Genomic DNA, 12,626 nt, shown 5'->3' on the forward strand with positions numbered 1-12,626 from the left:
CGTCAAAATGACGTCGGACACCTCAAGAAGGAGTCTTCGTAATGGCGCTGAACAGCATCAACACGAACTCGGGGGCGATGATCGCCCTGCAGAACCTGAACTCGACCAACAGCGAACTGCAGATCTCGCAACAGCGGATCAACACCGGCAAGAAGATCGGCTCCGCCAAGGACAACGGCGCGATCTGGGCCACCGCCAAGAACCAGTCGGCCACCTCGTCCTCGATCAACGCCGTGAAGGACTCGCTGCAACGCGGTCAGTCCACGATCGACGTCGCTCTGGCCGCCGGCGACACCGTCACCGACCTGCTCGGCAAGATGAAGGAAAAGGCCCTGGCCGCTTCCGACACCTCGCTGAACACCGCGTCGTTCAACGCGCTGAAGGCTGACTTCAACTCGCTGCGCGACCAGATCACCAAGGCCGTCTCGAACGCCAAGTTCAACGGCGCCAGCATCATCGACGGCAAGACCACCAAGCTGACCTATCTGGCCAACTCGGACGGCTCGGGCATCACCGTCAACTCCAAGACCCTGTCGCTGGCCGGCATCGGTCTGTCGACCACGACCACCTTCACGACCGCCGCCGCGGCCAAGACGATGATCACCACCATCGACACGGCCCTGCAGACGGCGACCAACAAGCTGGCCTCGCTGGGCACCAGCTCGACCGGCCTGGACACCCACCTGAACTTCGTCGGCAAGCTGCAAGACAGCCTCGACGCCGGCGTGGGCAACCTGGTCGACGCCGACCTGGCCAAGGAAAGCGCCAAGCTCCAAGCCCTGCAAACCAAGCAGCAGCTGGGCATCCAGGCGCTGTCGATCGCCAACCAGTCGTCGAGCTCGATCCTGAGCCTGTTCCGCTAAGCGGGACCCGGAGCGCGGCTCGTCCGCGCTTCGACGACCTGGACTATGAGGGGCGGGCCGCAAGGTCCGCCCTTTTTCGTCAGCGCGCCGGAGCCGGCCCCAGCGCCTTGCCCATCCGCGCCAGCGGCACCTCGTAGCCCTTGGAGGTCGGCGCGCTGAACGGCTCGATCAGGGCGTAGCCGCAGGCCTCGTACAACGGCACGCCGCCCATGGTGGCCGCCATCTCGGCCCGGGCGAACCCCTCGCCCGCCGCCGCCTGCTCGCAGGCCGCCAGGATCATCCGCCCCACGCCCTTCCGCACGTGATCGGGGTGGGTGTACATCGCCCGCACCCGCGCCGCGTCGCGCGCGGGATCCAGCATGGCCGCGTCCCGCCCCGCCGAATGATCGCCGCCGAACAGGGTGGCTCGCCGGCTCCAGCCGCCGCAGCCGGCGATCTCTCCCGCATCCTCGACGACGAAATAGGTGCCGTCGGCGATCAGCTGGCTGTCCAGGCCCATCACCTCGAACGAGGCCGCCACGCCCTCTGGCGGCAGGAACGGCGTCAGCAGTTCGGCGATCGCCGCGTTCATCAGCGCGGTCAGGGCGGGAATGTCTTCCGGCTTGGCCAGGCGCAGGGTCAGATCGGTCATGGGTCCGACATAGCCCCCTGCGGCGCGGGCGCAAGGTCCGGCGCCCTATCTCGACAGCCGTCGCCTCGGCTAACCTGCGCGGCGACGGAGCCGACGCCGTCGAGTCGACGACACCCTCCCCGGGGAGACCTGATGTACCGCAACACGATTTTCGCCGCCCTGGTCCTGACCGGGGCCGCCCTGCCGGCCGCCTCGGCGCTTGCCGCCCCGCCGCCCGGCCAGACGCTCTACGTCGACAACTGCGCCGCCTGCCACCAGGCCAACGGCAAGGGCGTGAAGGGCGCCTATCCGGCGCTGGCCGGCGCGCCGCTGGCGCAGGGCGACGCCAAGCCCCTCCTCTCCATCGTGCTGAACGGCAAGAACGAGATGCCCGGCTTCAGGGACGACCTCACCGACGCCGACCTGGCGGGCCTGCTGACCTATGTCCGCGCCTCATGGGGCAACAAGGGCACGGCCGTCACGCCGGCCGAGGTCGCCGCCGCACGCCGGAAAAAGTAGGCCTTCGAGGCCAAGGGCGACATTTTCGCAAAAAGATGGATGACAACGTTGTCACGCACGGCGAAAGCCGCTATATAGGTTCTGCCCTTCCTGGGCGTTTCCTCCCAATTCACTGGGCCGCCTTCTTCTCCTGGAGGGCGGCTTTTCTTTTGCCCGCAAGGCGGCCCCGCCGTCAGGGCAGGCCCAGCAACGGCTTCAGCGCGGCGGTCACGATCGGCACGGCCGCCTTCTCGGCCACGCCCAGCGCCCACTTGCCCGCCCCTTTCAGGGCCTTCAGCGCGCCGCCTTCGTCGCCGGCCTTGGCCGCCGCCTGCGCCGCCGCCACCGCGCCGATGGCCACATCCTCTTCGGCCGCGCCGCTCGCCTGGGCCTTCATCTCCGCGCGCAGCGTCTCGAGCTCCTTGGCCAGGGCCGCCAGATCGATGGGCGCTCCCTGCTGGATCTGGATGTCGCCTGTCGTCGCCCCCGCGCCGACCAGAACCGAGTTGGCGCCGGTCGAATAGGTATGCTGCTGCCTCTGGTCGACCATCAGCGAGATCTCCTTGACCACGAGGGACTGCGGCCGCCCGTCCCTCAGCATCTCCATCAGCCCGGCCTGGCCGCTCAGGCCGAGAATGCGATTGGTGAAGGCGTTGAGGTCGGCCAGGTCTCGCTTGACCTGCCCGGCCGCCTCCGAAGCGATCTCGCGCAGGGCGGGCAGATCAGCGGGGCCGCGCGTGTCGTCCAGAGCCTGCGAAAGCCGCCACAGCTCCTCGCGGATCATGCGGATGATGCCGCCCTCGCGATCCTCGATGAGATCGAACAGCGCCCTCCACTGACCGCCCGCGTCCTGGCCGACCAGGCCCAGCAGATCATCGAGATGAGCGTCGCGCAGCGTTCTGAGCCGGCTGCAGATCTCCTCGGCGTCGCGATAGTGGCTGGTTTCCAGGATGCGCTCGGCGCGCCTCTGGAAATCGCGGACCTCGCCTGTCTGGAGGGCGTCGTCGTGCGCGTACTTGACGTCGATCAGCAGGGCCAGGACATCGCGATAGGCCTGGTCGACGACATGGGCGACCTTGGTCAGGAAGGCCAGCACCCGCGCCGAGACCACCGGCGGCTGGCGCTGCGACACCTCGAGCGCGACGCCTTCGAGATCATCGACGATCCGCGAAAGTCCGGTCATGCCCTTCTCCCGATCCGGCGTTCACGAAACCACCGGGATCGGCGCAAATCAACCTGGACTTGCCATATGGGATTTTACGCGGTCAGCAAGCGCCCGTTCTCGACCCGCACCGGCCAGGACGTCAGGCGGGCGCCGGCGCAGGGGCCGCCCAGGCAGGCGCCGTCGTCGATGGCGAACACCGCCCCATGCCAGGAGCAGGCGATCATGCCGCCGTCCGGCGTCAGGTACTGGTCCAGCTGCTGCGCCAGCGGCAGGCCGGCGTGCGGGCAGCGGTCGACATAGCCGAACGCCGCCTGCCCCCGCCGCACCACGAAGCCGTGGAAACGGTTCTCGCCGATCTGCAGCACGTAGTTGCGCGCCGCCCCGTCGGCGATCAGGTCCAGCGGGCCGAGGTTGATCCCGGCCCGCGTCGACCACACGCGTCCAACCGCTGTGACTTCTTCCGTCAAACCCGCTCGACCGTCTGCTCGATGGCGCCGAAGATCGTGTGGCCCTTGGCGTCCTTCATCTCAATGCGCACGGTGTCGTCGCCCAGCAGGAACGGCGTCTTGGGCGCGCCGTGCAGGATGGTCTCGACCGTGCGCACTTCGGCCAGGCACGAATAGCCAAGCCCGCCTTCCGAAATCGGCTTGCCCGGGCCGCCGTCGGCGTCGCGATTGGAGACCGTGCCCGAGCCGACGATGGTGCCCGCGCTCAACGCCCGGGTCTTGGCCGCGTGGGCCACCAGGGTTCCGAAGTCGAAGGTCATGTCGACGCCGGCGTCGGCCTTGCCGAAATCCTTGCCGTTCAGCTCGATCAGCAGCGCGCCCGACAGCTTGCCGTCGTTCCAGCCCGGCAGCGCGTCGGGGCTGACCGCGACCGGCGAGAAGGCGCTGGCCGGCTTGGACTGCACGAAGCCGAAGCCCTTGGCGAGCTCGGCCGGGATCAGGTTGCGCAAGCTGACGTCGTTGCACAGCATCACCAGGCGGATGGCCGCCAGCGCTTCCTCGCGGCTCGCGCCCAGCGGCACGTCGCCGACGATCACCGCCACCTCGCCCTCCAGGTCGCAGCCCCAGGCCGCGTCGGCCAGCGGGATGGTGTCGCGGGGGGCCAGGAAGCCGTCCGACGCGCCCTGGTACATCAAGGGATCGGTCCAGAAGGTCTCGGGCATTTCCGCGCCGCGCGCCTGGCGCACCAGCTGCACGTGATTGACGTAGGCGCTGCCGTCCACCCACTGGTAGGCGCGCGGCAGGGGGCTGGCGGCGTCGTGCTCGTGGAAACGCTCCTTGGGCACGCCGCCGTGCTCGAGGCTCTCGGCCAGCCCGCGCAGCAAGGGCTCGCAGCGTTCCCAGTCGTCGAGCGCGGCCTGCAGCGTCGGCGCGATCGTCCCGGCGTCGGTGCACCAGGTCACGTCGTTCGACACCACGACCAGCCGGCCGTCGCGGCCGCCCTTCAGAGACGCGAGCTTCATTCGGCGCTTCCTCTTCTTGTTCTGGTTACGGCAGGCGGGCCTTGGGGAACCCGTCCCAGCACGCGTCATAGTCGGCCTGAAGCGCGCGATGCTCCAGCGCGAACTTCGTCGGGGCGATCACCCAGCGGCTCTCGAACATGAAGGCCAGGGTGTGGTCGATCTTGTGGGGGCCAAGCTCGGCCTCGGTGGCCTTGCGATGGCTGGCCACGTCCGGCCCATGATCGCTCATGCAGTTGTGCAAAGACGCGCCGCCAGGGGCGAAGCCGCCCTCCTTGGCGTCATAGGCGCCGTGCACCAGGCCCATGAACTCGCTCATCACGTTGCGGTGGAACCACGGCGGGCGGAAGGTGTGCTCGGCCACCATCCAGCGCGGCGGAAAGATCACGAAATCGACGTTCGCCGTCCCCGGCGTATCGCTGGGCGAGGTCAGCACCGTGAAGATCGACGGGTCCGGGTGGTCGTAGCTGACCGTGTTGATGGTGTTGAACCGCGCCAGGTCATAGCGGTAGGGCGCGAGATTGCCGTGCCAGGCGACGACGTCGAGCGGGCTGTGGTCCCATTGCGCGCTCCACAACTCTCCCTGGAACTTCTGGATCACCTGCGTCGGCGCATCGACGTCCTCGAAGGCCGCCACCGGCGTCTCGAAGTCGCGCGGATTGGCCAGGCCGTTGGAGCCGATCGGCCCCAGTTCGGGCAGGCGCAGGGCCGCGCCATAATTCTCGCAGACATAGCCGCGCGAGGGGCCGGCAACCTCGACCCGGAAGCGCACGCCGCGCGGGATCACCGCGATATGGCCAGGACCGGCCTTCAGCACGCCCATCTCGGTGACCAGGGTCAGCATGCCCTGCTGCGGCACGATCAGGAGCTCGCCATCGGCGTCGTAGAACACCCGGTCCTTCATGGACGCGTTGGCCAGGTACAGGTGCACGGCCATGCCGGCCTGGGCCGCCACGTCGCCGTTTCCGGCCAGGGTCATCAGGCCGTCGACGAAGTCGGTCGGCTCGGCGGGGATCTCGATCGGGTCCCAGCGCAGTCGGTTGGGGGTGACGGGCGCATCGAAGGCGCCGGCCAGGTTCGGCTGGGCGTAGGGCTTGTAAGGTCCGTGCCCGGCGCTGGGCCGCAGGCGGTAGAGCCAGCTTCTGCGGTTCTCGTGCCGGGGCGCGGTGAAGGCCGTGCCGGAGATTTGCTCGGCATAGAGGCCGAACGGCACGTGCTGCGGCGAGTTCTGCCCCACCGGCAGGGCGCCGGCCACGGCCTCGGTCGCGAAGTGAGCGCCAAAACCGGTCTGGTAGCGGAGGTCCATCGACGCCCCTCTCGAACTTTCTGATGCGACTAGATCGTCATCCCGGACGGCCTGCAAGGCCGATCCGGGACTCAGGGGCGGTGCGCACGGCCCCTGGGTCCCGGCTCTCCGCGCTGCGCGCTACGGCCGGGATGACGGGCTGAGGGGATCGGCGCGAACGCTTACGCGTCGACCGTGATCACGCCGCGGCGGATCTGGTCCAGCTCGATGCTCTCGAACAGGGCCTGGAAGTTGCCGTTGCCGAAGCCCTCGTTGCCCTTGCGCTGGATGATCTCGAAGAAGATCGGACCGAACAGGTTCTCGGTGAAGATCTGCAGCAGCAGGCCCTCGTCGCCGACATTGCCGTCGATCAGGATGCGGTTCTTGCGCAGGCGCTCCAGGTCCTCGCCGTGGCCGGGCACGCGCTTGTCGACCAGCTCGTAATAGGTCTCGATGGTGTCCTGCAGCTTCACGCCACGGGCGCGCAGGCGCTCGACCGTGCCGTAGATGTCGTCGGTCGTCAGGGCCAGGTGCTGGATGCCCTCGCCGTTGTACTGGCGGATGAACTCCTCGATCTGGCTCTTGTCGTCCTGGCTCTCGTTCAGCGGGATGCGGATGGCCTTGTCAGGCGCGATCATCGCCTGGCTGAACAGGCCCGTGGCCTGGCCCTTGATGTCGAAGTACTTCTGCTCCTCGAAGCCGAAGACCTGATTGTAGAAGGTCGACCAGGTGCGCATCTGGCCGCGCTTGACGTTGTGGGTCAGGTGGTCGAGCAAATCGAGGCCCACCGAATTGGCCGCTTCGGCCTCGGCAGCGCCGGGAACGGGCGTCCAGGCGTCGTAGATGCTCCCCTCGCCTTCGACGAGATAGAGCAAGCTGCCGCCGATGCCTTCCAGCACCTTGGCGCTCTCGCCCAGCACCGAGCGCGAGGCGTCGGCGGCCTTGGCGCCGCGCTTCAGCGCGTCTTCGAAAGCCTGCTGCGCGTTGTCGACGCGGAAGGCCATGCCGTTGGCCGACGGGCCGTGAGCCTCGCGGAAGTCGGCGACCTGGCCGTCGGCTTCCTCGTTGACCAGCAGGTTGATGCGGCCCTGCTTGTAGCGGGTCACGGCCTTGGTCGGATGGGTGCTGGCGGGCACGAAGCCCAGTTGCTCGATGATCGCCTTCATCGCCGCCGCATCGGGGCTGGTGAATTCGACGAACTCGAAGCCGTTCAGGCCGAGGGGGTTGTCGGTCGTGACGGGCATGGAAGCCTCCCTAGCACTTGTTCTTATGGGACCAGCGCGGCCGGCAGGCCGGCGATCAGGCGGTCGTTGTCGGCCGGCCGGCCGATGGTGATGCGCACCCAGCCGCCCTTCACGGGCGTCGGGCGGACGATGAGCCCTTCATGCAACAAACGCATGGCGGTGGCTTCGGGACCGGCGGGCGTGCGCAGGAAGACGAAATTGGCTTCCGAGCGCGTGTATTCGACGCCCATCTCGTCCAGCGCCGCCTCGACGCGGGCGCGTTCCGAAAGGGTCAGGGCGACCGTCGAGGCCAGGTGCTCGCGGTCTTCCCAGGCGGCGAGCGCCGCGGCCTGGCTGACGGCGGTGACGTTGAACGGCGGGCGCAGGCGGTCGAGATAGGCGATCAGTTCTTCGGACGAGGCGATCCCATAGCCCACCCGCATGCCGGCCAGGCCATAGGCCTTGGAGAAGGTGCGCGCGGCGATCCACGGGCCGCCCCAGGCCTCCAGCACGGCCAGCATGTCGTAGGCCTCGTAGTACTCGCGATAGGCCTCGTCGACGAACACCAGGGTGGTCTTCGGGGTCGCGGCCAGCACGGTCTCGACCGTGTCCTTGGAAAGCGCGTTGCCGGTCGGGTTGTTGGGCGTGCAGAGGATCAGAAGCTTGGGGCCCTTGGCGGCCGCGGCGGCCACGGCCGGAACGTCGAGGTCGAAATTGGCCAGGCGCGGCACGTCGACGATCGCCGCCTCGGCGCAGCGGGCGAAGATGTCGTAGGCCGGGAAGGTCGGCGAGGAGAGCAGGATCTCATCGCCCGGCGCCAACACGGCGCGGAACACGTAGTCGATCAGGGCTTCCGACCCCGGCGAGACCAGCAGGCGGTCCGAAGACACGCCCAGACGCTGGCCGATGGCCGCGCGCAGGGTCTCGCAATAGGGATCGGGATAGATCTGCGGCTCGGCCACGGCGGCCATCACCGCGTCGGCGACCTTGGGGCTGGCGCCCAGCAGGTTCTCGTTGCTGGCCAGCTTGGCGAAGTCCGACAGGCCCGTGCGGCGACCGGCCTCGGCCAGGGTCATGCCGGCCTTGTAGGCCACGACGCCGTCGAGCGCGGCGCGCATGGGCGTGGCGGCCTGAGCCTGGGGCTTGCGATCGAGAACCAGCATGACGGCCGCTCCGGGAGTCGGGGATACGGACGTCAGGATAGGTCAGGCCAGGAGACGCGTTGTGGCGATTATGACCAGAGTTAGGTTCACAACGGTCATTTTATGACCTGAAAGCCCGCCAGATCCCTCTCCCCTTGCGGGAGAGGGTGGCCTCCCGGAGGGAGGTCGGGTGAGGGGTCTCTCAGAACTCGAAGCTGCGTGCGGCGCTTCGACCAGGCGAGGCATGCAACGTCTGAGAGACCCCTCACCCGTCGGCCTTCGGCCGCCACCTTCTCCCAAAAGGGGAGAAGGGCCCCTACTCCAGATAATCCAGCGGCAGGGCCGTGGAGTCCTTGATCGTCTCCAGGACGAAGCTGGACTGTATGTCCTTCACCGCCGGCATCTTCAGCAGGCGCTTCATCGTGAACTCGGCATAGGCGTCGAGGTTGGGGGCCACCACCCGCAGCAGGTAGTCGTAGCTGCCGGTCATGGCGTGGCAGCCCACCACCAGAGGCTCACGCAGGATCGCCTCCTTGAAGGCCTCGGCGGCGGCCTCGTTGTGGCGATCGACGGCGACCTCGACATAGGCCAGCAGGTCCAGCCTCGCCTTGCGCCGATCCAGCACCGCCACATAGCCGCTGATCAGGCCCGCGGCTTCCAGCTGCTTGACCCGGCGCAGGCACGGACTGGGCGACAGGCCCACGCGCTCGGCCAACTCAACGTTCGTGACCCCGCTGTCGCGCTGCAGCACATCGAGGATCTTCTTGTCGGTGCGAGTGAGCTTCATCGTGACCGGAAAGGGTGGCTTTTCGGCAGTATATGACGATTTGGCTGCGCGATCCTCCCCCAGAAGGGGGAGGTGGCCCGAAGGGCCGGAAGGGGAAGTTATTGCTGAAATCCAGCAGTCACTTCCCCCTCAGTCGCTCCGCGACAGCTCCCCCTTCAGGGAGAGCATCTTGAACAGCAAAACGCCCGGGACCAGAGGGACCCGGGCGCTTCGACTTACGCGGTACGCTTACTGTTACGCTTACTGGTACTAACTCGGTGTTCAGTTGGCCAGGCGACGCAGGAACGACGGGATCTCGAGATCCTCGCCGTCGTCGGCCTGGGGCGGATCGATCGGCTGCAGTTGCGGACGGGCCGAACCGGTCTGGCGGGCCTGCGGCTGCGGGGCCGGCTCGTAGCGCTGCTGGCGACCGCCGCCGAACAGGCTCATCCAGCCGCCGCTCTTCTGCTGGCGGCGATCCTCGTAGTGATCGCTGTACAGCGGCTCGTCGTCGGCTTCGGCGACCATCGGGTCGACGATGCGGGTGACGCGCGGCGCGGGGGCCGGCTCATAGACCGGTTCCGGCTCGTAGGCGGCTTCCGGCTGGGCGTAGAGGTCGGCCTGGGCGTGCGGCTGCGGGGCCGGCTCGTAGGCCGGTTCCGGATAGGCCGTGGCGGTCGGGCGCTCGATCGGACGGGCCTCGTAGCGCGAACCCGGGCGGATTTCCGGCTGGGCCGGAGCCTGGGCGACCGGCTGCGGGGCCGGGGCGGGTTGCGGAGCCGGTTGCGGCGCGGGACGCGAGGTCTCAGCCAGCAGCGGCGCGGCGTGGGTGTTGCGAGCGGCCGGCTTGGGCTCGATCTGCTGGATCGAGGCGCCGTCCATGCCGGTGGCGACCACCGACACGCGGATCACGCCGTCCAGCGACGGGTCGAAGGCCGCGCCGAAGATGATGTTGGCTTCCGCGTCGACCTGGTCGGAGATCGCGTTGGCGGCCTCGTCCACTTCGAGCAGGGTCATGTCCATGCCGCCGGTCACGTTGACCAGCACGGCCTTGGCGCCCTTCAGCGACACTTCGTCGAGCAGCGGGTTGGCGATGGCGTTCTGAGCGGCCATCAGGGCGCGGTCTTCGCCGGTGCCCTCGCCGGTGCCCATCATCGCCTTGCCCATCTCGGTCATGACCGTGCGGACGTCGGCGAAGTCGAGGTTGATCAGGCCCGGCAGCACCATCAGGTCGGTGATCGAGCGGACGCCCGAGTGCAGCACCTGGTCGGCCATGCCGAAGGCTTCGGCGAAGGTCGTGCGTTCGTTGGCGACGCGGAACAGGTTCTGGTTCGGGATGACGATCAGGGTGTCGACGTAGCGCTGCAGCTCCTGGATGCCGGCGTCGGCCAGGCGCATGCGGTGACGGCCTTCGAAGTGGAAGGGCTTGGTCACCACGCCGACGGTCAGGATGCCGCGCTCACGGGCGCACTTGGCGATGATCGGGGCTGCGCCGGTGCCGGTGCCGCCGCCCATGCCGGCGGTGATGAACACCATGTGAGCGCCTTCCAGGTGCTCGCCGATCTCGGGGAAGCTCTCTTCGGCGGCGCTCATGCCCACTTCGGGGTGCGCGCCGGCGCCCAGGCCCTGCGTGATCTGCACGCCGAGCTGGATGCGACGGTCGGTCTTGGCGAACTGGAGCTGCTGGGCGTCCGTGTTGGCGACGACGAACTCAACACCTTCGAGGCCCGCCTCGATCATGTTGTTCACGGCGTTGCCGCCCGCGCCGCCAACGCCGAAGACCACGATGCGCGGCTTCAGCTCGGTGGTGCGCGGCGCCGAAAGAGAAATAGCCATGGGGACCCTCGCGTCCTTACGCCGAATTCGCCAAATCAACCGACCGCAAGTCGGTAACGCCTCGACGATCGGGTTAACAGAACAACCACCATCGTTAACTGGCGGTTAAAGCCATAATCTGAGTCGGCTGCAGGTCGATCCCGCTTACAGGGAAAAAAGCGAGTTATCCAAAGGAATTGCTTGGAACTCCTTGGTTTCCAAGCTGGGCCGGAACCCTCGTGCGGCGGAACGCCGCTGGCCTGTTTTTCGCGTCGAACCCCTCGGATTCGGGGGCGCGAAACTACACTGTTTGGCCATTCAGGCACTTAGAAAGTTAAGCGACAGGGTTAATTCACCCATCGGGCGAGCCGGGTGATTTGCCCCGCACATGCGAAAACGCCCCGCCCTTTCGGGCGAGGCGCTGGTCGTTTTCCCGCTTCGGGACGAACGCTTAGAGGTTGTCGCGCAGCCAGGCGGCAGCCTTGGCCACCGGCGAGGCGTTGGGGTCCATCGGACGCTTGCGCACCTGCCCGCCGCTGAGGGCCTTGGGCGAGACCACCTCGCGCGGGCCGAAGGCCGTGCGATGCAGGACCCCGGCGGCGGCGCAGAAGGCGGGTCCCGAGGCCGCGTCGGCCAGGTGGGGCACCCGGCGCGGACGGCCCAGACGCACCGGACGGTCGAACACTCGCACGGCCACTTCGCGCACGCCGGCCAGTTGGCTGGCGCCGCCGGTCAGCACGATGCCCGCGCCCGGCTCCACCGGCGCGCCCGAGGCCTTCAGGCGCTCGCGCAGCAGCTCCAGGGTCTCTTCGACGCGCGGCTGGATGATGCCCTTCAGCAGGGACCGGGGCGCGATCACCGGACCCGCGCCCGGATCATCGCCCCGCGGCGGGGCCTCGATCATCTCGCGGTCCTCGTTGGCCGAGGCGATGGCGCTGCCGTGCAGGGTCTTGATGCGTTCGGCGCCGGCGACCGAGGTCTGCAGGCCGCGGGCGATGTCCTGCGTGACGTGCCCGCCGCCGACGGCCAGGCTGTCGACGTGGCACAGGGCGCCGTTGTTGAACACGGCCACCGAGGTCGAGCCGCCGCCCATGTCGATGCAGACGGCGCCGAGATCCATCTCGTCCTCTTCCAAGGCCGCCAGGGCCGAGGCGAAGGGCGCTGCGACGATGCCTTCGAACGACAGGTGGGCGCGTTCGACGCAGTGGGCCAGGGTGTGGAAGATGTTCTCGTTGACCGAGACGACCAGCAGTTCCAGGCCCAGCGAGCGGCCGAACATGGCGCGCGGGTCGCGGATGCCCTTCTGGCCGTCGACCGACCAGGCGATCGGCAAGAGGTGGATCGGCTTGCGGCCCGGCAGGCGCACCTGGGCCAGCGCCGAGGAGATGGCGCGCGACAGGTCGCCGTCCGCAATCGGACGCGCGCCCAGCGAAACCTGGGTGTGGACGCGATGGCTGGCCAGCTGGCCGCCCGCGGTGCAGACGCTGACGCCCTGGACGCTGACACCGGCGACCGTCTCGGCGCGCTCCACGGCTTGCGCGATGGCCTGGGCGGCCTCGTCCAGATTGACGATCGCCCCGCCGCGCACGCCGCGCGACTGCACGTAGCCGACCCCGGCGGTCGTCAGAGTGCGGTTGTCGCGGTGGACGCCGTCCGCCTTCATAATGAAGCACGTGACTTTCGACGCCCCCAGGTCCACGGCCGCGACCGCGGGCTGACGCACGAGCGTCGCCTTCAGGCCGTCACGGGCCTGTCTCCGGTCCTCAAGTCGCGACATGGTCAGGGTCACCTCAG

The 12,626-nt window shown here is 68.3% G+C and carries 12 protein-coding genes; 2 read left to right on the forward strand and 10 right to left on the reverse strand.

Going from position 1 to position 12,626, the window contains the following annotated elements; translation table 11 throughout:
* Window positions 1–41 precede the first annotated feature (41 nt).
* A complete protein-coding gene (locus tag G5B46_RS12135) occupies window positions 42–863 on the forward strand; it encodes a flagellin (protein WP_165258990.1) in 822 nt (273 codons plus the stop codon).
* Between the two features lie 79 nt (window positions 864–942).
* Here the strand turns inward: G5B46_RS12135 and G5B46_RS12140 are convergent, their stop codons facing one another.
* The gene (locus G5B46_RS12140) at window positions 943–1,494 is read right to left on the reverse strand and encodes a GNAT family N-acetyltransferase (protein ID WP_165258991.1); all 552 of its coding nucleotides are present in this window, start codon (window positions 1,492–1,494) and stop codon (window positions 943–945) included.
* Window positions 1,495–1,626: 132 nt separating this feature from the next.
* On the opposite strand from G5B46_RS12140, the gene G5B46_RS12145 reads away from it, so the two are divergent.
* The gene (locus G5B46_RS12145; RefSeq protein WP_165258993.1) at window positions 1,627–1,992 is read left to right on the forward strand and encodes a cytochrome c; all 366 of its coding nucleotides are present in this window, start codon (window positions 1,627–1,629) and stop codon (window positions 1,990–1,992) included.
* 172 nt (window positions 1,993–2,164) lie between these two features.
* On the opposite strand, the gene G5B46_RS12150 is transcribed toward G5B46_RS12145, so the two are convergent.
* The 9 genes from G5B46_RS12150 to ftsA form a co-directional block, all read right to left on the reverse strand.
* Complete coding sequence (locus tag G5B46_RS12150) at window positions 2,165–3,154, reverse strand: hypothetical protein (protein ID WP_165258994.1); 990 nt, start codon at window positions 3,152–3,154, stop codon at window positions 2,165–2,167.
* A gap of 74 nt (window positions 3,155–3,228) precedes the next feature.
* Complete coding sequence (locus G5B46_RS12155) at window positions 3,229–3,603, reverse strand: Rieske (2Fe-2S) protein (protein WP_165258995.1); 375 nt, start codon at window positions 3,601–3,603, stop codon at window positions 3,229–3,231.
* Window positions 3,600–4,604: a fumarylacetoacetate hydrolase family protein gene (locus tag G5B46_RS12160; RefSeq protein ID WP_165258997.1), complete on the reverse strand. Its 1,005-nt coding sequence runs from the start codon at window positions 4,602–4,604 to the stop codon at window positions 3,600–3,602. Before G5B46_RS12160 ends, G5B46_RS12155 begins: the two co-directional genes overlap by 4 nt.
* A gap of 25 nt (window positions 4,605–4,629) precedes the next feature.
* Window positions 4,630–5,907 carry a homogentisate 1,2-dioxygenase gene (hmgA, locus tag G5B46_RS12165; RefSeq protein WP_165258998.1) on the reverse strand — a complete coding sequence of 426 codons (1,278 nt, stop codon included), beginning with the start codon at window positions 5,905–5,907 and terminating at the stop codon, window positions 4,630–4,632.
* A 161-nt stretch (window positions 5,908–6,068) separates the two neighbouring features.
* Window positions 6,069–7,130 carry a 4-hydroxyphenylpyruvate dioxygenase gene (gene hppD / locus G5B46_RS12170; RefSeq protein ID WP_165258999.1) on the reverse strand — a complete coding sequence of 354 codons (1,062 nt, stop codon included), beginning with the start codon at window positions 7,128–7,130 and terminating at the stop codon, window positions 6,069–6,071.
* 23 nt (window positions 7,131–7,153) lie between these two features.
* Window positions 7,154–8,272, reverse strand: a complete 1,119-nt coding sequence (gene hisC, locus G5B46_RS12175; protein ID WP_165259001.1) for a histidinol-phosphate transaminase — start codon at window positions 8,270–8,272, stop codon at window positions 7,154–7,156.
* Between the two features lie 295 nt (window positions 8,273–8,567).
* Window positions 8,568–9,038 (reverse strand): Lrp/AsnC family transcriptional regulator, encoded by a 471-nt coding sequence (locus tag G5B46_RS12180; RefSeq protein ID WP_165259002.1) that lies wholly within the window; start codon window positions 9,036–9,038, stop codon window positions 8,568–8,570.
* 261 nt (window positions 9,039–9,299) lie between these two features.
* Window positions 9,300–10,853 (reverse strand): cell division protein FtsZ, encoded by a 1,554-nt coding sequence (ftsZ, locus tag G5B46_RS12185; protein WP_165259004.1) that lies wholly within the window; start codon window positions 10,851–10,853, stop codon window positions 9,300–9,302.
* Window positions 10,854–11,283: 430 nt separating this feature from the next.
* Window positions 11,284–12,609: a cell division protein FtsA gene (ftsA, locus tag G5B46_RS12190; protein ID WP_165259379.1), complete on the reverse strand. Its 1,326-nt coding sequence runs from the start codon at window positions 12,607–12,609 to the stop codon at window positions 11,284–11,286.
* Window positions 12,610–12,626 lie beyond the last annotated feature (17 nt).

The organism is Caulobacter sp. 602-2 (assembly GCF_011043625.1).
In the GTDB taxonomy this organism is placed as follows: domain Bacteria; phylum Pseudomonadota; class Alphaproteobacteria; order Caulobacterales; family Caulobacteraceae; genus Caulobacter.

What these genes read in the sequence shown, in the direction of transcription:
- G5B46_RS12135 (WP_165258990.1), top strand. Translation starts at nt 42, where the DNA reads ATGGCGCTGAACAGCATCAACACGAACTCGGGGGCGATGATCGCCCTG.
- G5B46_RS12140 (WP_165258991.1), bottom strand. Translation starts at nt 1,494, where the DNA reads ATGACCGATCTGACCCTGCGCCTGGCCAAGCCGGAAGACATTCCCGCC.
- G5B46_RS12145 (WP_165258993.1), top strand. Translation starts at nt 1,627, where the DNA reads ATGTACCGCAACACGATTTTCGCCGCCCTGGTCCTGACCGGGGCCGCC.
- G5B46_RS12150 (WP_165258994.1), bottom strand. Translation starts at nt 3,154, where the DNA reads ATGACCGGACTTTCGCGGATCGTCGATGATCTCGAAGGCGTCGCGCTC.
- G5B46_RS12160 (WP_165258997.1), bottom strand. Translation starts at nt 4,604, where the DNA reads ATGAAGCTCGCGTCTCTGAAGGGCGGCCGCGACGGCCGGCTGGTCGTG.
- hmgA (WP_165258998.1), bottom strand. Translation starts at nt 5,907, where the DNA reads ATGGACCTCCGCTACCAGACCGGTTTTGGCGCTCACTTCGCGACCGAG.
- hppD (WP_165258999.1), bottom strand. Translation starts at nt 7,130, where the DNA reads ATGCCCGTCACGACCGACAACCCCCTCGGCCTGAACGGCTTCGAGTTC.
- hisC (WP_165259001.1), bottom strand. Translation starts at nt 8,272, where the DNA reads ATGCTGGTTCTCGATCGCAAGCCCCAGGCTCAGGCCGCCACGCCCATG.
- G5B46_RS12180 (WP_165259002.1), bottom strand. Translation starts at nt 9,038, where the DNA reads ATGAAGCTCACTCGCACCGACAAGAAGATCCTCGATGTGCTGCAGCGC.
- ftsZ (WP_165259004.1), bottom strand. Translation starts at nt 10,853, where the DNA reads ATGGCTATTTCTCTTTCGGCGCCGCGCACCACCGAGCTGAAGCCGCGC.
- ftsA (WP_165259379.1), bottom strand. Translation starts at nt 12,609, where the DNA reads ATGTCGCGACTTGAGGACCGGAGACAGGCCCGTGACGGCCTGAAGGCG.